The 22,086-nt window shown below is 47.9% G+C and carries 24 protein-coding genes; 15 read left to right on the forward strand and 9 right to left on the reverse strand.

All coding sequences use genetic code 11. The annotated features are described in order from the left end of the window. Positions 1 to 231: transposase (locus AC2VDX_RS23500; RefSeq protein WP_378172089.1), on the forward strand; the 231-nt coding region annotated here is incomplete at its 5' end. Positions 232 to 336: 105 nt separating this feature from the next. Further along, positions 337 to 2,232, forward strand: a complete 1,896-nt coding sequence (locus AC2VDX_RS23505; protein ID WP_378172086.1) for a WD40 domain-containing protein — start codon at positions 337 to 339, stop codon at positions 2,230 to 2,232. A 65-nt stretch (positions 2,233 to 2,297) separates the two neighbouring features. Here AC2VDX_RS23505 and AC2VDX_RS23510 read toward each other — a convergent pair whose 3' ends face one another. The 4 genes from AC2VDX_RS23510 to AC2VDX_RS23525 all read right to left on the reverse strand — a co-directional run bounded on the left by AC2VDX_RS23510 (position 2,298) and on the right by AC2VDX_RS23525 (position 6,987). Next, positions 2,298 to 3,125, reverse strand: a complete 828-nt coding sequence (locus AC2VDX_RS23510; RefSeq protein WP_378172083.1) for a pentapeptide repeat-containing protein — start codon at positions 3,123 to 3,125, stop codon at positions 2,298 to 2,300. A gap of 202 nt (positions 3,126 to 3,327) precedes the next feature. Beyond that, a complete protein-coding gene (locus AC2VDX_RS23515; protein WP_378172080.1) occupies positions 3,328 to 3,957 on the reverse strand; it encodes a cytochrome c oxidase subunit 3 in 630 nt (209 codons plus the stop codon). Between the two features lie 85 nt (positions 3,958 to 4,042). Beyond that, the gene (gene ctaD, locus AC2VDX_RS23520; protein ID WP_378172077.1) at positions 4,043 to 5,806 is read right to left on the reverse strand and encodes a cytochrome c oxidase subunit I; all 1,764 of its coding nucleotides are present in this window, start codon (positions 5,804 to 5,806) and stop codon (positions 4,043 to 4,045) included. Positions 5,807 to 5,886: 80 nt separating this feature from the next. Beyond that, entirely contained in the window at positions 5,887 to 6,987 is a 1,101-nt protein-coding gene (locus AC2VDX_RS23525) for a cytochrome c oxidase subunit II (RefSeq protein WP_378172074.1), read from the reverse strand. 711 nt (positions 6,988 to 7,698) lie between these two features. On the opposite strand from AC2VDX_RS23525, the gene AC2VDX_RS23530 reads away from it, so the two are divergent. The 4 genes from AC2VDX_RS23530 to AC2VDX_RS23545 all read left to right on the forward strand — a co-directional run bounded on the left by AC2VDX_RS23530 (position 7,699) and on the right by AC2VDX_RS23545 (position 10,252). After that, positions 7,699 to 8,625 carry a COX15/CtaA family protein gene (locus tag AC2VDX_RS23530; RefSeq protein WP_378172072.1) on the forward strand — a complete coding sequence of 309 codons (927 nt, stop codon included), beginning with the start codon at positions 7,699 to 7,701 and terminating at the stop codon, positions 8,623 to 8,625. A 122-nt stretch (positions 8,626 to 8,747) separates the two neighbouring features. Next, a complete protein-coding gene (locus AC2VDX_RS23535) occupies positions 8,748 to 9,725 on the forward strand; it encodes a heme o synthase (RefSeq protein ID WP_378172110.1) in 978 nt (325 codons plus the stop codon). A 141-nt stretch (positions 9,726 to 9,866) separates the two neighbouring features. Next, a complete protein-coding gene (locus tag AC2VDX_RS23540; protein ID WP_486928251.1) occupies positions 9,867 to 10,040 on the forward strand; it encodes a DUF6888 family protein in 174 nt (57 codons plus the stop codon). Continuing rightward, entirely contained in the window at positions 10,037 to 10,252 is a 216-nt protein-coding gene (locus tag AC2VDX_RS23545; RefSeq protein ID WP_378172069.1) for a DUF6887 family protein, read from the forward strand. The genes AC2VDX_RS23540 and AC2VDX_RS23545 overlap by 4 nt, the downstream gene beginning before the upstream one ends. A gap of 83 nt (positions 10,253 to 10,335) precedes the next feature. Here AC2VDX_RS23545 and AC2VDX_RS23550 read toward each other — a convergent pair whose 3' ends face one another. Further along, positions 10,336 to 10,875: a Uma2 family endonuclease gene (locus tag AC2VDX_RS23550; RefSeq protein ID WP_378172066.1), complete on the reverse strand. Its 540-nt coding sequence runs from the start codon at positions 10,873 to 10,875 to the stop codon at positions 10,336 to 10,338. 229 nt (positions 10,876 to 11,104) lie between these two features. Between AC2VDX_RS23550 and AC2VDX_RS23555 the strand changes: the two genes are divergently transcribed. From AC2VDX_RS23555 to AC2VDX_RS23565, 3 genes are all read left to right on the forward strand, one after another. Then, positions 11,105 to 12,124: an ABC transporter ATP-binding protein gene (locus tag AC2VDX_RS23555; RefSeq protein WP_378172064.1), complete on the forward strand. Its 1,020-nt coding sequence runs from the start codon at positions 11,105 to 11,107 to the stop codon at positions 12,122 to 12,124. Positions 12,125 to 12,181: 57 nt separating this feature from the next. Continuing rightward, positions 12,182 to 13,078, forward strand: a complete 897-nt coding sequence (locus AC2VDX_RS23560) for an ABC transporter permease (RefSeq protein ID WP_378172061.1) — start codon at positions 12,182 to 12,184, stop codon at positions 13,076 to 13,078. Positions 13,079 to 13,224: 146 nt separating this feature from the next. Next, positions 13,225 to 13,608, forward strand: a complete 384-nt coding sequence (locus AC2VDX_RS23565) for a hypothetical protein (protein WP_378172058.1) — start codon at positions 13,225 to 13,227, stop codon at positions 13,606 to 13,608. A gap of 90 nt (positions 13,609 to 13,698) precedes the next feature. Here the strand turns inward: AC2VDX_RS23565 and AC2VDX_RS23570 are convergent, their stop codons facing one another. Then, positions 13,699 to 14,139, reverse strand: a complete 441-nt coding sequence (locus AC2VDX_RS23570) for a peroxiredoxin (RefSeq protein WP_378172055.1) — start codon at positions 14,137 to 14,139, stop codon at positions 13,699 to 13,701. A 249-nt stretch (positions 14,140 to 14,388) separates the two neighbouring features. Here AC2VDX_RS23570 and AC2VDX_RS23575 point away from each other — a divergent pair, with 249 nt between their 5' ends. Next, on the forward strand, positions 14,389 to 14,796 hold the full coding sequence (locus tag AC2VDX_RS23575) for an Npun_F0494 family protein (protein WP_378172052.1): 408 nt from the start codon (positions 14,389 to 14,391) through the stop codon (positions 14,794 to 14,796). Here the strand turns inward: AC2VDX_RS23575 and AC2VDX_RS23580 are convergent. Further along, entirely contained in the window at positions 14,760 to 14,930 is a 171-nt protein-coding gene (locus AC2VDX_RS23580) for a hypothetical protein (RefSeq protein WP_378172050.1), read from the reverse strand. The two genes, AC2VDX_RS23575 and AC2VDX_RS23580, sit on opposite strands and share 37 nt — an antisense overlap. A gap of 105 nt (positions 14,931 to 15,035) precedes the next feature. Between AC2VDX_RS23580 and cobQ the strand changes: the two genes are divergently transcribed. The 5 genes from cobQ to AC2VDX_RS23605 all read left to right on the forward strand — a co-directional run bounded on the left by cobQ (position 15,036) and on the right by AC2VDX_RS23605 (position 20,016). Then, positions 15,036 to 16,541 carry a cobyric acid synthase CobQ gene (gene cobQ, locus AC2VDX_RS23585; protein WP_378172047.1) on the forward strand — a complete coding sequence of 502 codons (1,506 nt, stop codon included), beginning with the start codon at positions 15,036 to 15,038 and terminating at the stop codon, positions 16,539 to 16,541. Positions 16,542 to 16,614: 73 nt separating this feature from the next. After that, a complete protein-coding gene (locus AC2VDX_RS23590) occupies positions 16,615 to 16,854 on the forward strand; it encodes a 2Fe-2S iron-sulfur cluster-binding protein (RefSeq protein WP_190823166.1) in 240 nt (79 codons plus the stop codon). A gap of 27 nt (positions 16,855 to 16,881) precedes the next feature. Next, a complete protein-coding gene (locus tag AC2VDX_RS23595; RefSeq protein WP_378172044.1) occupies positions 16,882 to 18,534 on the forward strand; it encodes a site-2 protease family protein in 1,653 nt (550 codons plus the stop codon). Between the two features lie 118 nt (positions 18,535 to 18,652). Next, positions 18,653 to 19,129, forward strand: coding sequence for a hypothetical protein (locus AC2VDX_RS23600; RefSeq protein ID WP_378172041.1), 477 nt, complete (start codon positions 18,653 to 18,655; stop codon positions 19,127 to 19,129). Continuing rightward, on the forward strand, positions 19,078 to 20,016 hold the full coding sequence (locus AC2VDX_RS23605; protein ID WP_378172039.1) for a hypothetical protein: 939 nt from the start codon (positions 19,078 to 19,080) through the stop codon (positions 20,014 to 20,016). The genes AC2VDX_RS23600 and AC2VDX_RS23605 overlap by 52 nt, the downstream gene beginning before the upstream one ends. On the opposite strand, the gene AC2VDX_RS23610 is transcribed toward AC2VDX_RS23605, so the two are convergent. Together AC2VDX_RS23610 and zds are read right to left on the reverse strand one after the other, a co-directional pair. Further along, positions 20,013 to 20,459, reverse strand: a complete 447-nt coding sequence (locus tag AC2VDX_RS23610; protein WP_378172036.1) for an SRPBCC family protein — start codon at positions 20,457 to 20,459, stop codon at positions 20,013 to 20,015. The genes AC2VDX_RS23605 and AC2VDX_RS23610 overlap by 4 nt on opposite strands. 50 nt (positions 20,460 to 20,509) lie before the next feature. Then, positions 20,510 to 21,979, reverse strand: coding sequence for a 9,9'-di-cis-zeta-carotene desaturase (gene zds, locus AC2VDX_RS23615; protein ID WP_378172033.1), 1,470 nt, complete (start codon positions 21,977 to 21,979; stop codon positions 20,510 to 20,512). Positions 21,980 to 22,086: the final 107 nt, after the last annotated feature.

Raw genomic sequence — 22,086 nt, forward strand, 5'->3', positions numbered from 1 at the left:
TTGAAACTAGGTATATGGTTATCGAGAGCTAAAAAATATTTTCCAAATAGCCACAATACTATTATTCGTTGGTTTGATGAAATTATTGCTTACTTTGATAATAGGACAACTAGTGGTACTGTTGAGGATATAAATAACAAACTCAAGCTAATTAAACGCTCGGGTTATGGATTTAGAAACTTGGAAAACTTCCGGATTAGATGCTTATTAAATTGGCATTTTAATTGTTGATCTAGCATAACAGATACTGAAGAGCCAATACAATTTAAGCCTAGAATTGCTTGTGGTAGGTATATAAAGAAACTTCCAAATCCAAAATTATCCCAGAAAAAAGCTATGTCTCAAACCCATAAACAAGATGATGTTATCTCAGGTGCTGCCTTTGTTACCGGAGGCGCGGCGGCGGGTGCTGGAGTTTCCGCAGCAGTTGGTGGGATGGGCTTAGTCGGAGGATTCGGAGCAGTTGGAATTGGCATGGCACCCGTTACAGCAGCGGGCGCGGTTGCTGGTGTTGCTGCTTATGGAGCATTCAAAGCGATAGGAGAAGGAGATGCTTTCGCTTTAGGTTCGATGGGAATTGGTGCAGTAGGCGGCGCAGGTTTTTCCTCTGTTTTTGGCGGCATGGGATTAGCTTTCAAGGGAACAGCCGTTGGAATTGGGATGGGTTCCTTTGCAGCAACAGGTGCGGTTTTTGGACTGGGCGTTTATGGTTTATTAAAGCTGATTGACGAATCTGGAAGTGGGGAAAGTGCATATCAAGCTTTCGAGCGGATGGAAGAAAAAGTATTATGGCAAGAAGCTTATACTAATGCTCTTCTAGAGCTAGAATTGACAGCGCTAGATAACAAGTTATCGGGTGATGTTTTAGAGAAAAAATTTGCTGCTTTGGAAATTGAGGACGAGTTGAAGGCGCTAAAAGTAAAAATACCGACTAAAACTGTTTTTAATCTGAATTATTCTGCACCCTTTAAAAACGTTTCATCTCCAGTCTCTACATCTAACTCAAGTTTCAAGTCATCTGTAACTCCTAAAACTTCCACCCATCAAACACCGTTACCTCAACCGGAATTTGCTAAGCCTAAGATGGCAGCAGAATCGATGGCAATTGAGCCTCAGATACCTCAAGCTTGGAAATGCGTACATACCCTCAAAGGACACTCAGCCTCAGTCAATTCTATTGCCATCACCTCCGATGGTCAGACGATTGCTAGTGGGAGTGATGATAGAACCGTTACACTGTGGAACCTGAAGACTGGAAACCGGATTTTCAACTTCCTTGGGCAAGGACAGGAAGTTTCTTCAGTGGCAATTAGCCCAGATGGTCAGACGATTGCCAGTGGCAGTTTTGACCAAAAAATTACCGCCTGGAATTTGCGTAAAAAAGAATTTCTCCACACCTTCTTTTATTCAAACTCTTCTTACAGTCATTCGGGCTTTGTTTACTCGGTTGCCTTCAGCCCTAATGGAAAAATTATTGCTAGTGGAAGCGCTGATAAAACGATTAGGCTTTGGGGTGCCTATACAGGAAAACTAAGAAGCACGCTTAATGGACATTCTGACGCGGTTTTGTCTGTTGTTATTAGTCCTGATAGCCAAACTCTTGGCAGTGGAAGTGCTGATAAAACTATCAGGCTTTGGAATTTGAGCGGTGGACAACAGCCCCGCATCCTTATAGGACATTCAGGCTGGGTTACTTCTGTCGCCTTCAGCCCGGATGGAAAGACTCTAGCGAGTGGGAGTGGAGACGCGACAATTAAGTTGTGGAATTTCCAGACTGGAGAATTGCTTGGCACTCTTACAGGACACTCATCTGCGGTTGTTTCTATCGCTATCAACCCCGATGGCAAAACGCTCGCCAGTGGCAGCCGAGACGGCACCATCAAACTTTGGAACCTAAGCGCTGGAGAACTGCTGGATACTCTGTCTGGGTGTCATCCCGTTGCCTTCAGTTTCGATGGACAGACGCTGGTGAGTGGCGGTGAGAGGAACACGCTGAAAATTTGGCAAAAATGTGGCGCGAGTGAATCCATACTTGACGCCGTGCCATCTGGGGAATGGTGGGAAGTTTTGGGCGTGGTAAGGAACGCTGATGCTGACGATGTTAAGCGTGCTTACCGACGATTGGGAAGGCAGTATCACCCTGATGTTAATCCTTCTACCCATGCAAAAGCTCAAATGCAGGCGATTAATCAAGCTTATGCCAAGTTTGAGAAACAATTGAGCGATCGCTAACAGCATAACCCCTTTCAGAGATTCTCCCCACAAGTCCCCTCTAGCCTCTAACTATTTGACCTCACCTAGTCGTGAATGCTGCCATCGGGCATGATGGCTCCACTCAAATTGGCTTGGCTGAGATTGGCTCCACTCAAGTTGGCTCCACTCAAATTGGCTTGGCTGAGATTGGCTCCACTCAAGTTGGCTCCACTCAAATCTATCCAAACCATATCTGCCTTGCTCAAGTTAGTACCGCTCAAGTTAGCTCCACGCAGATTAACCCCAGGAAGGTTCGCTCTACTCAGGTCTATCCCTGCCAGCAATACATTCGGGGCAATCAACAACGCTCCTGCCAGTTTTGGGTCAAACTCTTCGGGAAACTTAGTTTGTTCGCTGTAGAGCGCTCTACGGAAGTTAGTCCCCACCAAGTTGGCCTCCCTTAAGTCAGCTTCATAGAGATGTGATGCGCTCAGATTAGCTCCACTCAGGTCAGCTCCACTCAGGTCAGCTCCGCGCAGGTCGGCTAAACTCAAGTTAGCTTCGCTCAAATCAGCTCCAATCAAGTTAGCTCCAATCAAGTCGGATAAACTCAAATTGGCTCTCGTCAAATCGGTGCCAATCAAGTCGGATAAACTCAGGTTGGCTGCAATTAAGAAGGTTCCAAGCATTTCAGCTCCACTCAAGTCGGCTCTACGCAAGTCTGCCTCACACAGGTCGGCTTCCTCCATGTGGGTTGCAGCTAGGGTGCATCGGCTCAGAATCGCTCGACTCAAGGTAGCTTTCTTTAAGTTGGCTCCACTGAAATCCGCCTGACTTAGATTTACCCCACTCAAGTCAGCTCCACTTAGGTCGGCTAGACAAAAATCTCTTTCGCCCTCTACATATTTCCTCAGTAGTTCATCTGCGTCCATCGATTCACACCCATTTGCGGAACAGTTGCATGATTTCCAATCGGGAAAGTCGCTTCCTGTCTAAGATTTTCAACCCAAAATCCCAAACCTCAAATCTAAAATTTTAAGACTCCTTCCCTCCTCCAATCAGTAGAGTAACTTTTCCTCATAAAAAAGCCCCCAATTGGGGGCAAGTTTGGTCAAAAAAAGCAAAAACAAAGATTCAAATCAGATAGAGGATGGTGAACAGAACAATCCACACAATATCGACGAAGTGCCAATAAATCTCTGCGGCTTCGACGCCAAAGTGGTGTTCGCTGCTGTAGTGACCTGGTTTGAAACTGCGCCACAAAACGGCAATCATCGCCCCCAGCCCCAAAAGAACGTGGAGACCGTGGAAACCAGTTAGAACATAGAACGTGCTGGCAAACAAGTTAGTGCTGAGGCCAAATTCTAAATGGGTATACTCGTAAATCTGACCCCCTAGGAAAATCGCTCCCATCAGGGCAGTTGCGGCAAACCAAGTCCTTAAGCCTGCCACATCGTTCTTTTTGATGGCAGTATCCGCATTGTGGATGACGAAACTGCTGGAAATCAGAATAATTGTGTTGATTCCGGGCAGTAATAGCTCTAACTTTGGCGTTCCTTCCGGGGGCCAACTCGGTGCCACGGCGCGAAAGGCTAGATAGGCGGTAAATAAGCCTACAAAGATCATGCCTTCCGCAATCAGAAACACAATCAGCCCCTGGATGCGGAAATCATGATGTTCTACGCCGTGGGCTTCCACGGTTGCTTCTGAGTTGTGGTGATAATTGAGGGCAGTCTTCGCTGGGTCAATGGTTGAACCTTGCATGAATCTCCTCTAGAAATTGGATAGGTAATGGGTAGTGGGGAATAGGTAATGGGTAGTCGTTTTTGCCCGATTACCTTTTTCCCGATTACCGATTGTGACTTTCTCCTTGGCGGTCATCTGGATGCGCCGCCACTGCGGGATCGGGATCGGCACGTAGAACCGAGTCAGGGCCAGCAGCCAAGACTGGATTTCGAGGCTCGTCAAGGGGCACCTCGACTTGAGTCCGGCGATCGCCCATGCCATAGTCATAAGGTCCTGTGGCTAACACTGGGTCTTTCTCAAAGTTTTCCGGTGGCGGGGGCGAGGTCGTCATCCACTCTAGGGTCAGTCCTTGCCAAGGGTTGTCAGGTGCCTTGGGACCCGCAATCCAACTCCAGCAGGCATTGACAATAAAAGGAATGGTGGACACGGCGAGTATGTATGCCCCAATAGTGCAAATTAAGTTGAGCGTAGTAAATTTCGGGTCATACTCAGCAATCCGCCGGTTCATGCCTTCTAGACCTAGCTTGTGCATCGGCAGGAAGGCCATATTGAAGCCAATCAACATCAAGACAAAGTGAATTTTGCCCCAAGTTTCGTTCAGCATCCGCCCCGTCATCTTGGGGAACCAGTGATAAAATCCGGCATAAATGCCGAATACACTGCCGCCAAAGAGGACGTAGTGCAGGTGAGCCACTACAAAGTAGGTGTCGTGAACGTGGATATCGAAGGGCACGGCTGCCACCATGACGCCACTGATGCCGCCGATGACAAACATGGAGATAAAGCCCATTGCGAACAGCATGGCGCTGTTTAGGCGCAGTTTGCCACCCCAAATGGTTGCCAACCAGCTAAAAACTTTGATCCCGGTAGGGACAGCAATCACCATTGTGGTGATCATGAAAAACATCCGCAACCAGGCAGGGGTGCCGCTGGTAAACATATGGTGCGCCCAGACGATTAGCCCCAAAAAGCTGATCGCCAGACTGGAATAAGCGATCGCCTTATAACCAAAAATCGGCTTGCGGGCGTGAACCGGCAAAATTTCTGAGATCATCCCGAAAAAGGGGAGGATCATGATGTAAACCGCCGGGTGAGAGTAAAACCAGAATAGGTGCTGATACACCACCGGATCTCCTCCGCCAGTCGGGTTAAAGAAGGACGTACCCACCAGCAGGTCAAAAGATAGTAGAATCAGTGCCCCTGCTAAGACTGGCGTAGCGATGAGAGCCAATGCAGAGGTAGCGAGCATTGCCCAGCAGAACAAGGGCATTTGATTCCACCCCATCCCCGGCGTCCGCATCTTCCAGATGGTGACGAGAAAATTTATCGCTGCCAAAATCGAGGAGGTTCCCAGGATCAGGACGCTGAGAATCCAAATCGCTTCACCGGGTTTGCCACTGACAAGGCTCAAGGGGGGATAAGAAGTCCAACCCGCACCGGGTGCCCCGACTAAGAAACTGCTCAACAGCAGCAACCCAGCGGGTGGGATCATCCAGAAGGCGATCGCATTCAGTCTGGGAAACGCCATATCCCTTGCCCCAATCAGCAAGGGCACCAGGTAGTTACCAAAGCCGCCGGTTCCCGCAGGCACGATCCACAAGAAGATCATCACCGTCGCGTGAACCGTAAATAAGCTGTTGTAAACATCTGGGGGGACAAAATCGGACGCTGGTGTTGCCAGTTCCGTGCGAACGGCTGTTGCCAGTACCCCACCGATCAAATAAAAGATAAACGTCGTGACCAGATATTGAATCCCAATCACTTTGTGGTCGGTACTAAAGCTAAAGTATTCTCGCCAATGCGTTACCTTCGGTTGTTTACCGTGAGCCGGTAGATTGGCTTGTTCTTGAAGCTCTACTTGTGTCATAAATCATTGAAGAATTGCTAATTGAAGAATTGAAGAATTGTCTTTTTTCCCATTAGCCATTAGCGATTAGCAGTCTTCCATTAATGGTGGTGGAGAGGGTGTAGAGTTTCGGCATCGATCCCCATTTCACTAGCGTAGGGAGCCAAAAACTCAGCATCGGAGCGTTCTGCGGGGTTTACTGCCACCGCCCGATCTAGAGCATCCGAACTAGCAACTTCTTGCTGTTCGGCAAGCCATTTCTGGAAATCTTCGAGTGTCTCAACAATTACCGTTGTCTTCATGGCTCCATGATAAGCACCACAGAGTTCCGCACAAATTACCGGATACTGACCGATTCTGCTGGGTGTAAGCCGCAGCTCAGTTTGTCGTCCTGGAATCGCATCCTGCTTGAGGCGAAACTCAGGCACCCAAAAAGCGTGTATGACATCATTTGCCGAGATGTTCAATTTCACTTCCCGTCCCACCGGAAGATGCAATTCGCCAGCTGTCACATCGGTTCCAGGGTAGTTAAAAAGCCAAGCAAACTGTAAACCCGTCACATTCACAAAAAATTCTGGGTCTTGACCTTGCTTGTCAGGTGTGGGACCAATGCGACCGGAAGTTGTTATGCCCATGTTGGATGAATCCCGCAGTTGGGGAAGCTCCTTGCGAACTTTTGCCGTAGCCTGGTCTTCCAGGACTTTTTCTTGCAGCTGCTGATTGCGATTTTCAGTGTCTGTGGCGTTTTCAGCCTCTGTCAAGGTAGCTGCGATCGCTGCTCCTGGCATTTTGGCAACCTGCTGATGATTATGACTCTGAACGTGGGCAACCGAATGCTCCATCGGATTCAGTCCGCCTATCTGACCATAAACCTCAAAACTGTAGATCGAGATTCCCAGGACGATCACTGCTGGAATCGCCGTCCACAGAATTTCTAAGGGAACGTTGCCATGCACGGGTGGCCCGTCCGTATCATCACCAGGACGACGCCGAAATCTAATCGCCGCAATGATGATTATTCCCTGAACCAGCAGGAACAGACCTGTGGAAATGGTCATCATCGCGTTAAACAGCGTGTCTATTAGGGGCGCTTCCTCAGAGGCTGCTATCGGCAAAAGACCGTGGTTTTGACCGTACCACAGGCTGACAAGGGTCAGCACAATGCCAACCAGTAAAGTTAATATCGAGCTTGGGATTTTCACGGGCTTTGTCTTGGATTTGGTGCAAAACTTCTGAATAAAACAGTGTGGGCTGATGCAAAAGACAGATTCGGTCTATCTAGACTGCCTCGAATTGAAGCTGCCTTTGTGTTCGATCTTAGAAAATCAGTTCCGCCTCATTAACCACGGTAAGGCAGAGATCCCATAAAGGTGAGCCTATCTGACTTATCTTTTGGTATTTTTTTGGGATCGCCGCCATTTACTCAGGAAAGTTACCAGCAGACAAAGCAATTGCTGCCAGGATTCAGCCTGGTAGGCGTCTCCCGCCATTTGGGGGATTCAGGATTTAGCAGCCCAAGGTTGCCTGTGGATTTTAGCGGATTTTTTTCTAAATACAACAGGACTCGCCGCACATCACCACATAGGAAGGGCAACCACAGGGGGATTGAACCCGAAAAAACGCTATATGCATAAGCTTTGCGTAAGTCCTATACCAGTGATTTTTTTGACAATTAACTACTTAATCTAGAAGAAATATAAAAATTTTAGAAGCCAATGTCACCTCATCGCCCGAATTCGCGTCAATTTCCGCCAAATCTCGGCAATTGGAAGAAATTCATAAAGCTGTGGCTGATGGTGCAACGGGATCATTAGAGTGGTAGCTAGAGTCGGTCATCTTCCCTAAGCAGATGCTAGGTTGGAATTGAGCGGATACTCTGGATTTGATTAAGAAAAATTAGCTTTTTGAACGCTATGACAGAATCCGTCCTTCATCAGGATGTTCGCACTCTGGAGGATTCCCACCCAAGGGACAAGATCCGTCGCTTGGTGTTTCGGCTGGGCGTAGCTACGCTGGTTTTGATGGCGATTGGGAGTGCCACAAGAGTGATGAATGCTGGGCTGGCGTGCCCGGATTGGCCTTTATGCTACGGTCAACTGGTGCCTTCTTCGCAGATGAATCTTCAGGTGTTTCTGGAGTGGTTTCACAGGTTGGACGCGGCGGCGATAGGCTTAGGGGCGATCGCGCTAGCTGTTCTTTCCTGGTGGCACCAGCGATCGCTCCCGAAATGGTTGCCTTGGGCGTCCACCTTCGCACTCTTTTTAGTGGTATTTCAGGGCGTCTTAGGGGGACTGACGGTAACGCAACTGCTGCGTTTTGATATTGTCACCGCTCACCTGGGAACAGCACTGTTGTTTTTCATCACCCTACTGACAATCGGCGCGGCACTCTTGCCTTATCAAGGCACGGGCACGGTGGGAAAATTGCCTTGGGTGAGCTTAACGGCTGCCATTTTGGTCTATCTACAAAGCCTCCTGGGTGGATTAGTGGGTTCTCGCTGGGCGCTACATCAGTGCTTTGGGGCGCAAGAATTGTGTACGGTGATGAATAGCCACATTGCGGGTGTTGTTCCACCAACTTTAGCGATCGCCGCCGTCGTGCTTTTGGCATGGCGCACACCCGCACTGCACCCGCTGCTGCGCCGTCTGGCTAATCTAGGTGGTGGTTTACTGATGTTACAAGTGATTCTTGGTGTGGCGACCTTCCGTTTACACCTCCAAGTAGAACCCTTGACCGTGGCTCACCAGGCAGTCGGAGCCGCCTTACTCGGATCGCTGGTTGCTTTTAGTGTTTTAGCGTTGCGCGATCGCGCTAGTGTCATTCCAAACCCCTCCGTATAGCTCTTCATCGCTCCGCATCCCTCAGGGTGGGACTCCACAAACAAAGCCTGCGCTCGTTTACCCTTGAGCGATCGCGTTGCGGCAGGCTAAGTAACTTAGGAAAAAAATAAATAATGCAGGAAATGATAGTTGGAACCGATGTCTCCCGCAGACACCAAAACTTCCTAGAGGTCATTCAAAGTTACTACCAGCTGACAAAGCCCCGAATTATCCCCCTGCTGCTGATCACAACGGCGGCGAGTATGTGGATGGCATCAGATGGACAGGTAGACCCGCTGTTGTTATTGGTGACGATGGCAGGCGGAACTCTCGCTGCTGCATCTGCTCAAACCCTTAACTGCATCTACGATCGCGATATCGATTATGCAATGGAGCGCACCCGCCACCGCCCGATTCCTTCCGGTCGGGTGCAGTCCCGCGATGCGCTAATTTTTGCAATTGTCCTGGCAAGTCTTTCTTTCACCTTGCTGAGTGTCTTCGCCAACCTGCTGTGCGCTCTCTTAGCAATATCAGGCGTTGTCTTCTACATGGGCATCTACACCCACTTGCTAAAACGCCACACCACGCAAAACATCGTGATTGGCGGTGCAGCAGGGGCGATTCCGGCGCTAGTCGGTTGGGCAGCTGTTACCGGCACCTTAAGCTGGGCAGCTTGGCTGCTTTTTGCCATTGTGTTTGTGTGGACGCCTCCCCATTTTTGGGCGTTAGCTTTAATGATTCGAGATGACTACGCCAAAGTCGGCATTCCGATGCTGCCAGTTGTTGAAGGTGAAGTTGTCACGACTCGGCAAATTTGGCTTTACACCTTGATTATGGTACCGATGACGTTGTTGCTGGTTTATCCTTTGGGGGCGTCTGGTATCGTTTATGGCATTTTTGCCTCAATCCTTGGGAGTATCTTTATTAAGAAAGCATGGCAGCTGTTGCAGTCACCTGGAGATAAACAGGTCGCGCGATCGCTTTTTAAATACTCCATCCTCTACATGATGCTGCTCTGCACCGGCATTGTCGTCGATAGTTTGCCAGTGACGCATCAATTCACCGCATTTGTTGGCGAACAGCTACAGACATTAATCAGCGCGATCGCAATTTTGCAATGATCCGGCGATTAGAAATCGCGTCTACACAAAACCCGCACAGGCGGGTTTTTTTGCGTTAAAAGCGATCGCGTTTTAGCAAGGAACTCTCAAGAGGCACTCAGGGCTAAACTAGGAAACATAAAGTAACGAAGGGTGTGAATTATTCCTACATCAGCACAGCTATTGACTTGCTTCATCCTGAGTTATTGGGCAACAAAGATGTATTTGCCTATTTATATAGTTCGCATAGATGAACCCACAGGAGGAGTATTCTTTCTAGCTGGAGAAGAGACAGCAATCCTGATTAATCGCAATGGACTTTGGAAACTTTTATGACGAAACCAAATTTTGAGGAAATGAGTCGCAAAGAACTACTAACCTACATACGAAAAAATCGAGACGACGATGAAGCCTTCCGGATTTACATGGATAGGGTGACGGCTGAACCTACTACAGAATGGTATCCGGCTCCCCAGTCAATTGACGATCTTAAACATTTTCCTGAGTTGCTAGAAAAACATCGCGTCCGACGAGAAGAGGGTTTGTAGGAGTAAAGTTTGAGAGCGATCGCCTTTCCATCAACAATTCGCGCGATCGCATACATTGAACCTGACAGTAGCAGGATTGCGCCTCAAGCCAACAACTCATCCACCGCTACATTAAATCCCGGCAATACCGTTTGAGTGCTGATTACCTCACCCGTTGTCAACATCAACGCTTGAGTTTGGGTAATCACAATTATCCATCGACTTTCAGGAAATACCAGCCAAACTTCCAAACAACCTGAATCCAAATACTCGCGTGCTTTGAGAAATATATCCTCACCCAAATCAGTGGGTGAAACGATTTCTGCAACCAGCGGGAAACTCTGCGGCAGAGTCTCAAATTCGCCATACTGCTCTAACAGTTCAGGAGTGATATAAGCTACATCTGGACGCCGTCCCTGTTTGTTGGTGCGACAAGGGACATCTGTGTAAGCTTCTCCCCCTTGACCACTTGAGATCATGTAATCTCTCCAGTCACTGCCCAGTCTCAGCTGAATTTTACTATGCTTGAGCGTCACTCCATTTTTCTCCACAAGTTCCCCATCCACCCACTCCATTTTTTCGGGGGGATTTCGCATAAAGTCTTCTAGAGAGAAATTTGCTGGGACAACAGCAGCAGTCACCATAGGTATTCACTCTCCTTTGCAGTATTAATCGGCGGTCTGGGTCTGAGCCAATGCTAGCGCGATCGCTTGCTCCGTATGCTTGTCTGGCGCTGTTCGTCCTGGGATGTCACGGTACGGACTTTTCGCCTTTCAAGTAGAGAATTCCAGTACGTTAGGAGTATAAATCCTGATGAGGGATTGAAATACAATAGAAACAAAGAGTGTTTAGATTTGTTAATTTGGGACATCTATGGCTCCCGCTGTTTTAATCGAAAAGCTTCAGAAACGCTACGGCTCAGTAGAGGCCGTTAAAAATGTTTCCTTTCAGGTAGAACCGGGTGAAATTTTTGGTCTATTAGGACCGAATGGTGCCGGGAAAACGACAACCCTGCGGGTCTTGTGTACCCTGACAGCACCTGATGCTGGCAAAATTGAGGTTTCTGGCATCTCCGTTGTGGATAACCCTAGGGGGGCACGGCAACGCTTGGGCTATGTGGCTCAGGAGGTAGCCTTAGATAAGGTGCTGACGGGGCGAGAACTCTTGCAACTGCAATCCGCCCTGTATCACCTCCCCGGTGCTGTGGCGAAACAGAGAATTGAGGCGGTGTTGAGCATCTTGGGATTGCAAGAATACGCCGATAAAAAAACTGGCACCTACTCTGGCGGTTTACGCAAGCGCCTCGACTTAGCCGCTGGGTTGCTGCATCAGCCAGATGTCTTAGTTCTGGATGAACCAACTGTGGGACTGGATATTGAAAGCCGTGTAGTCGTGTGGGATTTCTTGCGCCAGTTGCGAGCCTCCGGGACAACGGTGCTGATGACCAGCCACTATTTAGAAGAAATTGATGCTTTAGCCGACCGGGTGGCGATTATCGACCGAGGGGTGGTGATTGCCTCTGGGACGCCTTCTGAGTTGAAGGATCGGGTGGGAGGCGATCGCATCACCCTTCGTATCCGCGAATTTTCTCCCGTTGAGGAAGCAGAGAAAGCAAAAAATCTGCTGCAATCTCTACCCTTTGTCCAAGAAGTAATTATCAATAGCGCTCAGGGGAATTCTCTCAATTTAGTCGTGACGCCCCAAAGCGAGGCGCTGATGACGATACAGCAATCTCTACAAGCAGCTAATTTACCGATTTTTGGCATTGCCCAAGCTAGACCTAGCTTAGATGATGTTTACCTCGCCGCTACGGGTAGAACCCTTATGGATGCAGAACTTGCAGCAGCGGGTAGCCGCGATCCGAAGGCAGAGAAAAAGCAGAATATGCGGTAGAGCGAGCTTTTACACCACCAAGCGACCAACATCCAACATCCAACATCCAAAATTGATATGAGCAGTACGATAACGCCTCCTAAACCTGACATCCGGTTGCAGCCAGAGGCATCTGGTAAATCTAATGCCGGTGCTGCATCCAGCCTCGTCAGCGACTTTATTCAAGAAACTCTGGCTTTAACGAAGCGCTTATTCATTCAATTGCAACGGCGTCCCTCGACTCTCGTGGCGGGAATTATCCAGCCTTTGATGTGGTTGGTTCTATTCGGGGCGCTGTTTCAAAATGCTCCTCAAGGCATTTTTGGCAATAACTTGAGCTACGGACAATTTCTCGGTGCCGGGGTGATTGTTTTTACCGCGTTTGCTGGGGCACTGAATGCTGGATTGCCGGTGATGTTTGACCGGGAATTTGGCTTTCTCAACCGCTTATTAGTCGCTCCTTTGGCATCCCGATTTTCGATTGTTGCTGCTTCTGCTATCTATATTGTGACGCTGAGCTTAATCCAAGCCGCAGTCATTGTTGCCGCTAGCGCTTTTTTGGGAGCCGGTTTACCCAATCTTTTGGGCTTAGGCGCGATCGCGTTGATTGTTCTGTTGCTGGTTCTAGGTGTCACCGCTTTGAGTTTGGGTTTGGCTTTTGCTTTACCCGGTCACGTCGAGCTGATTGCTGTAATTTTTGTTACTAACCTGCCTTTACTGTTTGCCAGCACAGCCCTCGCCCCTTTATCCTTCATGCCCAATTGGTTGCAAGTTGTCGCAACTCTCAACCCCCTCAGCTATGCGATTGAGCCAATTCGTTATCTGTATCTCCACAGTGATTGGGCACTCAGTAGCGTCGTCATGCAAGCGCCTTGGGGTGCTGTAACTTTTGGCACTGCGATATTGGTGCTTCTCGGTTTTGATGCAGTAATATTATTAGCAATTCAACCACTGCTGCGTCGCCGGTTTGCTTAAGAATCGTGTTGAGTGATGAGTACTAAGTCCCGATCGAGTTCTGAGTTATAAAGTTGAACATAGATAGAGATAAATTTCTTTGTCTTTATTCAAAACTCAAAATTCAAAACTCAAAACTTTCTTAGCGTGTTTCGCCCCAAATTGCCATGAATAAAAAAACTAAACTGGTTCTCGGTGTCCTGGCTGGCATGGGATTCGCCTCCTGCTTGCTGCCTCAATTAACTCTGGCTCAAGCAACCCTGTCGCAACCAGGGGAGGTCAATCCCGCAGACACTTTCCAAGAGCAAAATACAGACCCATTTTCTCGGACGAATAATGGAGGTGCTTCCGGTGTCTTTGACTTGATGCATCGAGCCACCCTGGGCAACATTCGCAGTATGGAGGAGTTTAATACCGACCAGAAGAAAAATCTGAATACTGCCGCCGAGCAGTTCCGGCGTCAACAACTACAACTTCTTGGCACTCCAAATCAGGCATCACCTGTCAACCCGACAAACTCAGTTACACCCGCCTCTTCGACGCCAAATTAGTCAGTATTCAAATAGTCCTGTGGTTGAGAAGCCCGGTTTCTTAACGAAATCGGGCTTCTCGTATTAGTCGCAGATACTAAAGTCGTCGGCTCAAGAAGCCAGTGCCGCTAAGATATCCTGAGCATGACTACCCGTGTTGACGCTGGAATCAACGTGAACGATCTTGCCAGTGTCATCAATAACGTAAGTTACGCGCTGGGCATAGCCGCTACTTCCTTCAACTTCATAAGCTTTGATGATGCTGCCATCGACATCTGCCAGTAGGGGAAAAGGCAAATTGAATTTCTCGGTGAATTTCTGGTGAGACGATTCATCATCCTTGCTCACGCCCAAGACTACAATATCTTTGCCTTGATAGTCTGCATAGGCATCTCGAAAGCTACAAGCTTGTTTGGTACAGCCGGGTGTATCATCTTTGGGATAAAAATACAAAATCACGGTTTTTCCCGCCAAATCAGACAAGGAGACGGTGTTCCCATTGGTATCTTTGGCGGTGAAGGCGGGTGCCGTTGTACCGACTGCTAGAGCCATAAATTCTATTTCCTGCTCAGTTATGATTGTTTGGTGAAAATCAAATTTTACAATATTTTAAAATTGCGCTTGGGCTAAGCTAAGGTGGATGACGGCAGTAGGTCTCCTATCGAGACGCGCCGGAGAGCGTCTGCAGCTACAACCATAGAGTTTGTGGGTGCGAACGATAAAAATCGGTTAATGAATAACCGAAATTGACTAGATGGCAATTGTTAATCCTCTGCTGTTTCCTGGCATTAGAGATAAGAGATGAATTCTGTTGAGGCAAAAAACTCCCAGTCGATTCAATATTCCCCTGGCAGTGTATCCCGTGCCGAACGGGCGATGCGCTGTTCGCCCTTCCTCCTCCCTTTGTTTGCGGCGATGCGCTCAACGAGCGTTCCCCTGCAAGCGATCGCTAGTTCTTCAGGCGTCCAACACCAGTACACCCGCCAGCCTTTGCGGGAACTAGGTGCAGAAAGTTCCCTGTTGTGGCTGATTCAGGTAGGCATCCTGCGGCGAGAAGTGGATGGTCAAGGAATCACCGATAGTTTTCGCCTCACACCCTTGGGACGCCAATTGGTAGAAAAATGGGAACTTCAGGGTGGTTCGTGGCCTCCCCCCTCTCTTGGCGATCGCTTCTATAATGCCTTAAATCGTTGGTTCCGGTTGTTCTGAGGGCTGAGGGCTGAGGACTGAGGACTGAGGGCTGAGGACTGAGTGCTGAGGACTGAGTGCTGAGGACTGAGGGCTGAGGACTGAGTGCTGAGAACTGAGTGCTGAGTAAGAATTTTCCCCTGCCCCCTGTTCATCTCCTGTTCCCGGCTTGCCTGCTCCCCCCTCTTCCTTGCCCCCCTGTTCCCCTGCTTCCCGACTTGCCTGCTCCCTCCTCTTCCCTATATCCCCTAACTATTAAAATGAAAGCGATTATGGTCGTGGGAACCACATCCCACGCAGGAAAATCTCTACTCACCGCTGCACTTTGCCGGATTCTATCTCGGCGCGGCTGGCGAGTGGCTCCCTTTAAAGCGCAGAATATGGCGCTGAATTCTTACGTGACGCCCACTGGAGGAGAAATTGGTTATGCCCAGGCAGTGCAAGCTTGGGCTGCGGGAGTAACGCCCTGGGTGGAGATGAACCCAATTTTACTCAAACCCCAAGGGGACATGACTTCCCAGGTGATTATCAAAGGCAGATCCGTCGGGCAAGTGGGTGCTGCGGAGTACTACGAGCAGTATTTTGACATAGGTTGGCAGGCAATTGAAGAATCGCTGCAACGTCTCTCCGAAGAATTTGATTTACTTGTATGTGAGGGAGCTGGTAGCCCAGCGGAGATTAACCTCAAGCACCGCGACATGGCGAATATGCGGGTAGCGAAGCATTTAAATGCTTCAACTCTGCTGGTAGTGGATATTGACCGGGGGGGCGCTTTTGCTCATGTGGTGGGTACTCTGGAGTTGCTGGAGAAGGAAGAACGGGCGCTGATCAAGGGTATTGTAATTAATAAATTCCGAGGACAGCGATCGCTCTTAGACTCCGGCATCACCTGGTTAGAACAACGCACCGGCATTCCCGTAGCGGGTGTCATTCCCTGGATCGATCAAGCTTTGCCCGCTGAAGATTCCCTAGATTTGTTTGAGCGTCGCACTACCAAGTCTCACAGCGATCTCACCATTGCCATCATCCGCCTTCCCCGAATTTCTAACTTCACCGACTTCGATCCTCTGGAAGCAGAATCCAGCGTTACGGTGAAATACATTAGCCCCAGAGAACCCTTGGGACATCCGGATGCCGTGATTATTCCGGGTTCCAAAACCACCATCGCTGATTTATTACTGCTGCAAAAAACCGGCATGGCGCAGGCAATTCAAAACTACGCGGCAGCAGGTGGCACCATTCTGGGGATTTGCGGCGGGTTCCAGATGCTGGGCAAATTTTTAGCCGATCCCGAAGGAATTGAAGGCGAAACGGGACGTTACAAAGGTCTGGAACTGTTACCCGTAAAAACCGTGATTACCGCCCAAAAAATCGCCCGCCAGCGACTCGTAACTTCTAACTATCCTCAAGCTGGTTTACCTGTCGCCGGTTATGAAATCCATCAGGGGCGCACGCGGCTGTTGGATTCAGAGGAAGGAATGGGGGCATCCGGGCAGGCACCGAGGCAATACTCCTACAAAACGCTGTTTGACGATCCCACTTTGGGGATTGTCGATGGCACTCAATCAGTTGTGGGCACTTATCTCCACGGTCTTTTTGATAATGGTCCTTGGCGAAGATCCTGGTTAAATCACCTACGGCAGCAACGGGGACTTCCATCTCTCCCCACAGGCGTCGCCAACTACCGCGAACACCGAGAAGCAATTTTGGATTCGCTGGCAGATACGGTGGAAGCTCACCTAGATTTAAACCCTGTTTTGTCTTAAAAAATTGGTAATTGGTAATTGCTTTTTACCAATTACCAATTACCCATTACCAATTACCTATTACCAACTACTGATGAGCGTAAGTGTACTTTTTTTACCTGACGACATTGCGGTTGACGCTGAGGTAGGAGAAGCGTTATTACAGGTAGCAGAACGGGCTGGGGTGTTCATTCCCACTGGCTGCCTAATGGGTTCGTGTCACGCCTGCGAAGTGGAGGTAGGGGACGGACATACTATCTGTGCTTGTATCACAGCAGTACCGGCAGGGTGCGAACAGTTAACTATCAATCTCTACGTTGACCCCGCCTGGTAGCAAACTACACACAGGGTTGAGCCGTTAATGGAATATTTGCTTTACGGATTAGCAGTCTATGGGTTGCTAGTAGTGGCACCCTACTTGATTTTTTTTCAGCGACTTTTAGGCTTGACTCTACAGTATATCGAATACGAAATTCGGAGCGGCGAGGAAATCCCTGCTTATATCAAAGATTTATTTGAGATTCCATTGCCAGAACTTGAAAAGCTAGGGTTTCAGTTCTGTTCCTATTTCAGCTTTAATGACATTTACCTGGATGCCTCGAAAAGCTGGGGGATGGTGCTATACAACGAGGCATTTAAAACATTCGCCAATGTAAACATTCGTAGCCTGCCGGAATCGGTGAGGCTGTTTACGATTGAGTTCTTTACTTTTTTTGAGGATGGTGTCCTGTTACACACGATGAATGGACAGGCTTACGGCGTGATTGGGAAAATACCCAATACCATTCTCCAAGATCCTTACGCGGTGGAAACCCAGGAACAGTGGCAAGTCCATCAAGACAAGCTTGAGCATTTGGCGCTTACAAAAATGCCCCTCGCCATGTCATCAAAGGCGTTTATTGAGACATTGCGATCGCATCATGTCACCTACATAGACAGCTTGGTGAAATCAGGGCAGCTGTCACCGATTAAAGGAACAGAACTGCTAGAACTCAATCTCGGTACTGCGATGAAAACAGCTATCAAGATGGGGAAAGATAACAGCAAGTATATAACTCTCGTCAAAAAGTGGACGCAAAAGGCAAAAACAGAACCCTATCGATATGTGGAGATTCCTCCGGCGGTGGAAGTTGAGGGATTCCGCCGGATGGAACGAATCGAACGGGGACGCGCCAGAAAGGGGATAAAGTCTTGGTTGTTGCTTGGCAGTTTGGTCGTGTTTGCCATCTCCTTCACGCCGTTTTTCGACTTGGAGACACTGCTGATTCTCATCGGCGTCCTGTTTTTGCACGAACTGGGGCACTTTTTGACGATGAGAGGGTGCGGCTATAAAGATACGTCGATTTTCTTCTTGCCCTTATTTGGTGCTGCGGCTTCCGGACGCAAAGAAAATGCTACGATTCGGGAAAAATTTCTGGTTTTGCTGGCGGGTCCGGTTCCGGGGATAATCTTAGGAGTTGCGATCGCGCTGGCAATTCCCGATTCTCTCCAGCGTTCCTTAGGTTTGCAAGAGGTAATCAGCTTTCTAGTAATTATTAACTACTTCAATTTACTCCCTATCTTGCCCTTAGATGGAGGACGCATCCTAGATTTATTAATATTTTCCCGCCATCCCTACACCGATGTTTTGTTCAAACTTTTCGCAGTCGGATTGCTAGTTTTTATCGGCATGAGTCCAGGGACTGGGATTTTTCTTTTCCTCGGATTTTTGATTGCGTTTAGCATCCCTGCTAGCTTTCGCAGTGCCAAGATTCTGAAGATACTGCGGCGAGAACTACCTCAATCAACTGACGATGCTGATAGCGTACTGATAGCTATTTTCCAGACGCTCAAAAAGTCTGGTTACGGTTCCCTACCGTTTGCTCAGAAGTATAGAATGGTCAAAGATATTGCCCAACGCTGTCGGGAATCCCATTCCAGTTGGGGAACCAGACTGTTGTTGTTAGGCGTATATTTGATGTGCTTATTTGGCGGTTTGATACTTTTAGGTAATAGCTTCGTACCAGTTCGTTAGCTATTTATCCGCAAATTGAAATTCAGATATTAGAGATCCCCCTTTTTAAGAGGGGTTAGGGGGTATCGGATCGGTTCTCATCGAAAAATGATATGAAAACCAATAGTAAAAGGATCTGATGAATCAAGAACAACTTAACATTGAAAGTATTCAAGAGGAACTTAGAAATATTCCTCTGGATGAACTATTTACTCTTGAGGAATGGAACATAACTTTCGCAAGATTCACTGAATTTATTGGTCATCAGAACGAGAAGATTAGAGAATTAGCGGTTGAGAGAATTGTTAAAGATATTTGCTCAGAAAATTTACAGAAATACCGCCAAAATAACTTTGTACCTGAATCCTCCGCGCAACGCATCGCACCAATTTTAAGTGCGATCGCTTACCAAGAAAATCAAACACCTGGATTAGTTGAAGAGTTTTGTTACTACGCTCAGCGCCTTATCAGATATGAAGATTATCTGGAATTAATTCTCCAATGGCTAAACAATTTGGCAGAGAATAAACAGTGTGAATCCCTAAGTGTAGAAACAATTCTAACTTGCCAAATCCGCTTTTTTTTTATGGTTATATTTGGAAAGAAGCTCAATTAAATTTACTCGCTGCTCTGGATCATCCTCACCCTTCAGTTCGAGCCTGTGCTGCACAGAAAATTGGTGAATTTTATCAGTATGGCGATCCAGATATGCCGCCAATCAATGAAATGATGCAATTAATTAAAGACAAAGAAATTGAACGTCCTGGAATTGCTGGACCGTTTTTTGATCCTATCTGTTTCGATTTTAAAAATATTCAGCAATCCTATGAAACGCAGATTGATGTTTGCCAATGGATATTGGATATTTTAGAAAATCGCAAATCTTCAAAGCCAAAATTAAAACTAAAATATTTCGGTGTGAGTATTGATTTTCAAGCTCACGAACTGCTTTCCAACAATCCCTCCCACATTCAACATCTAATAAAAATAGGTAGATTTGACATCGCTGTATTGGCGGCGACAGACAGGGAGCGGAAAATCGAAGCGCTTGAACATATTTTAATGGACTTAGGAAATCACAACGAGCCGGAAATAGTACGCCTCGCCTCTTGGCATTTGGCATATTATTACCATCGCTTGCATCCGAAAGGCGAAGAAATGAATTTTGTCAAGCTCATTTCTGAACTAGCTGATATTGATGTATTTCTGAATTTTTCCTCAGACTCAAAACCACCTTACGCAGCAATTATTTATCCAAAAGACGATAATAAACTAATGAATAATCAGACAGCTTGGACATGGATAAATAAACTTTTCCCGGAATCTGTTCGAGGCAAGGTAGTTCCAAATACCTGGGATAATGAAGATGAAGTGACTTACCAGTACGAGTGCGGTTACATCCAGTTTCGCGGTTCTGTTGAGCGAAAAGAATGGGAGAGTGTAACTATCGCAGATTATGGTAATTTTTGGAACCCTATAAAGCTACTTGAGCTACCCAATTAAGATTTAGCTTGAGAGTTAATGGCGTATTCTCGAAACCGATCCAAATCGGCTTGGATAGTGGATTCGACAACGCGCCCCAGAAAAAGATTATCCATTAATCTGCCCAACCAACCGGGAATGCCGTAAGCCACCGTTAGTTTAACAATGCTACTGCCGTGTCGGTCATAAAAGCGAATCGCACCCCGATTTGGCAATCCACCAACCGATTCCCATTGGATAATCTGGTTGGGCACTTTTTTCAGGATACGAGCAAGCCAGGTAAATTCTAAGCCGCCTGTAGCGAGTTTCCAGCGGGATAATTGTGGGTCATTATCCAGAACTGTAACCGAGTCAATCCACTTCATCCACCGAGGCATTTGCTCCAGATCGGACCAGAGGTTCCACACCTCGTCAATGGGAACCGGCACCTCTACCTGCACGCTATGCTCTAGCCAATCAGCCATTTACTTCTTTTCTTCCTTCGCACTATGCGGCGTCTTTGCGGTTTCTTCCTCTAAACTGCCGACAACTGACTCTTACCCTTTATTTCTTGCACATTTTCTAAAATCGCCTTCGCCGCCTGACGCCCAGACAGAGTTGCCCCTTCCATACTATCGATGTAATCTTGCTGAGTATAGCTACCCGCAAGGAAGAAATTTGCAATCGGCGTCTTCTGAGGAGGACGATAGGGGTCCATGCCAGGGGCTTCGCGGTAGAGAGACTGAGCCAGCTTCACCACACTGTACCAGGTCATGTTCAACTCGCGGGAGGAAGGGAATAGCTCATGCACCTGCTTGAGGACGTGTTGAGCGATCGCTTCGTTACTTTCCTTGATAAACGGATCTCCCGGCGTCAGCACTAGCTGCAACAGCGAACCTTGTCCCTCGCGGTAATAATCAGAGGGACTTGTTAAAGCTAAATCTGCAAAGCAGGAAAAGTCGGCATCTGCTGTATAAAGCAGATTATCAATTCCGGCAGCATGATGCACTTGGTGTCTTTCTTCGGCATCGTACAACTCAGTCACCCAGCCATCAAACCGCAGCTGCACTGTCGCCACTGGCACTGTATCCAGCTTATAAATATTGTCAAATTCCGACCATTGACGCCACGCTTGCGGCAAAACGCGCTGAATTCCTGGCACGTCGCAGGCGCAGACATAAGCATCTGCGGTGATGGTTTCTTCAGTTTCTCCTTTAGCAATCAGTAAGCCAGTCACTTGCGTCTCATTGCCTTCGCCGGTATATTGAATTTCTCGTACCCGGCGACGAGTATGAATTTTCGCGCCTCGTGCTTCTATGTATTCAATAATCGGCTTGTGCAGGTACTCGTAAGGAGAACCTTCCAGCATTCGCAGTACCGACGCCTCGGTTCTGGCGGCAAACATCTGAAAGATGGTTAGCATACAACGAGCGGAAATATTTTCGCAATCAATAAATCCGAGTGCATAAGCAATTGGGTTCCACATCCGCTTGATGCTGCCATTACTGCCACCGTGACTGCGAAACCAATCGGCAAAGCTAATTTTATCGAGAGCGCGAATTGTTTTCATCGAACCCTCGAAGTCTACCAAGCCGCGCACGATGGTACTGCTACCAAGTGCGATCGCATTCTGTACTTTATCCTGCAACGATAGCTGCGATGTTGTGAAAAATGCTTTCAATCCATTGAAAGGCGCACCTGTGATGAAGCGAAAATCCAAGGCACCCGTGACGCCTCCTTGATTGATAAAGGTGTGGATATGTTCTTTCAGGCGCAAATTTTCATCTGCCCCCACCTTCTTCATCAATTCAAATAGCTGGTAGTAGTTCCCAAAAAAGACGTGCAACCCCATCTCAACGTGATTGCCATCGGCATCCACCCAACTGCCGACTTTACCCCCCACAAACGGACGAGATTCAAAGATTTCGACTTCGCAACCGGCATCGACTAAATCGACTGCCGCTGCCATTCCAGCCAATCCTGCCCCGACGATTGCAACCCTCATGCCATCTGTCCTTGTCAATTTCTTTACAAAGTTTAACAGGTGACAGGAGAAGATTACCGATTTTTTAATGGAAGACTGGCTAATTGAAGGATGGCTAATTGATAACT

It is taken from the genome of Coleofasciculus sp. H7-1, from assembly GCF_057473865.1.

Excerpts from the sequence above, each read along its gene's own strand:
- AC2VDX_RS23505 (WP_378172086.1), top strand. The coding sequence starts at position 337 with ATGTCTCAAACCCATAAACAAGATGATGTTATCTCAGGTGCTGCCTTT.
- AC2VDX_RS23510 (WP_378172083.1), bottom strand. The coding sequence starts at position 3,125 with ATGGACGCAGATGAACTACTGAGGAAATATGTAGAGGGCGAAAGAGAT.
- AC2VDX_RS23515 (WP_378172080.1), bottom strand. The coding sequence starts at position 3,957 with ATGCAAGGTTCAACCATTGACCCAGCGAAGACTGCCCTCAATTATCAC.
- ctaD (WP_378172077.1), bottom strand. The coding sequence starts at position 5,806 with ATGACACAAGTAGAGCTTCAAGAACAAGCCAATCTACCGGCTCACGGT.
- AC2VDX_RS23530 (WP_378172072.1), top strand. The coding sequence starts at position 7,699 with ATGACAGAATCCGTCCTTCATCAGGATGTTCGCACTCTGGAGGATTCC.
- AC2VDX_RS23535 (WP_378172110.1), top strand. The coding sequence starts at position 8,748 with ATGATAGTTGGAACCGATGTCTCCCGCAGACACCAAAACTTCCTAGAG.
- AC2VDX_RS23545 (WP_378172069.1), top strand. The coding sequence starts at position 10,037 with ATGACGAAACCAAATTTTGAGGAAATGAGTCGCAAAGAACTACTAACC.
- AC2VDX_RS23550 (WP_378172066.1), bottom strand. The coding sequence starts at position 10,875 with ATGGTGACTGCTGCTGTTGTCCCAGCAAATTTCTCTCTAGAAGACTTT.
- AC2VDX_RS23555 (WP_378172064.1), top strand. The coding sequence starts at position 11,105 with ATGGCTCCCGCTGTTTTAATCGAAAAGCTTCAGAAACGCTACGGCTCA.
- AC2VDX_RS23560 (WP_378172061.1), top strand. The coding sequence starts at position 12,182 with ATGAGCAGTACGATAACGCCTCCTAAACCTGACATCCGGTTGCAGCCA.
- AC2VDX_RS23565 (WP_378172058.1), top strand. The coding sequence starts at position 13,225 with ATGAATAAAAAAACTAAACTGGTTCTCGGTGTCCTGGCTGGCATGGGA.
- AC2VDX_RS23570 (WP_378172055.1), bottom strand. The coding sequence starts at position 14,139 with ATGGCTCTAGCAGTCGGTACAACGGCACCCGCCTTCACCGCCAAAGAT.
- AC2VDX_RS23575 (WP_378172052.1), top strand. The coding sequence starts at position 14,389 with ATGAATTCTGTTGAGGCAAAAAACTCCCAGTCGATTCAATATTCCCCT.
- AC2VDX_RS23580 (WP_378172050.1), bottom strand. The coding sequence starts at position 14,930 with ATGAACAGGGGGCAGGGGAAAATTCTTACTCAGCACTCAGTTCTCAGC.
- cobQ (WP_378172047.1), top strand. The coding sequence starts at position 15,036 with ATGAAAGCGATTATGGTCGTGGGAACCACATCCCACGCAGGAAAATCT.
- AC2VDX_RS23590 (WP_190823166.1), top strand. The coding sequence starts at position 16,615 with ATGAGCGTAAGTGTACTTTTTTTACCTGACGACATTGCGGTTGACGCT.
- AC2VDX_RS23595 (WP_378172044.1), top strand. The coding sequence starts at position 16,882 with ATGGAATATTTGCTTTACGGATTAGCAGTCTATGGGTTGCTAGTAGTG.
- AC2VDX_RS23600 (WP_378172041.1), top strand. The coding sequence starts at position 18,653 with ATGAATCAAGAACAACTTAACATTGAAAGTATTCAAGAGGAACTTAGA.
- AC2VDX_RS23610 (WP_378172036.1), bottom strand. The coding sequence starts at position 20,459 with ATGGCTGATTGGCTAGAGCATAGCGTGCAGGTAGAGGTGCCGGTTCCC.
- zds (WP_378172033.1), bottom strand. The coding sequence starts at position 21,979 with ATGAGGGTTGCAATCGTCGGGGCAGGATTGGCTGGAATGGCAGCGGCA.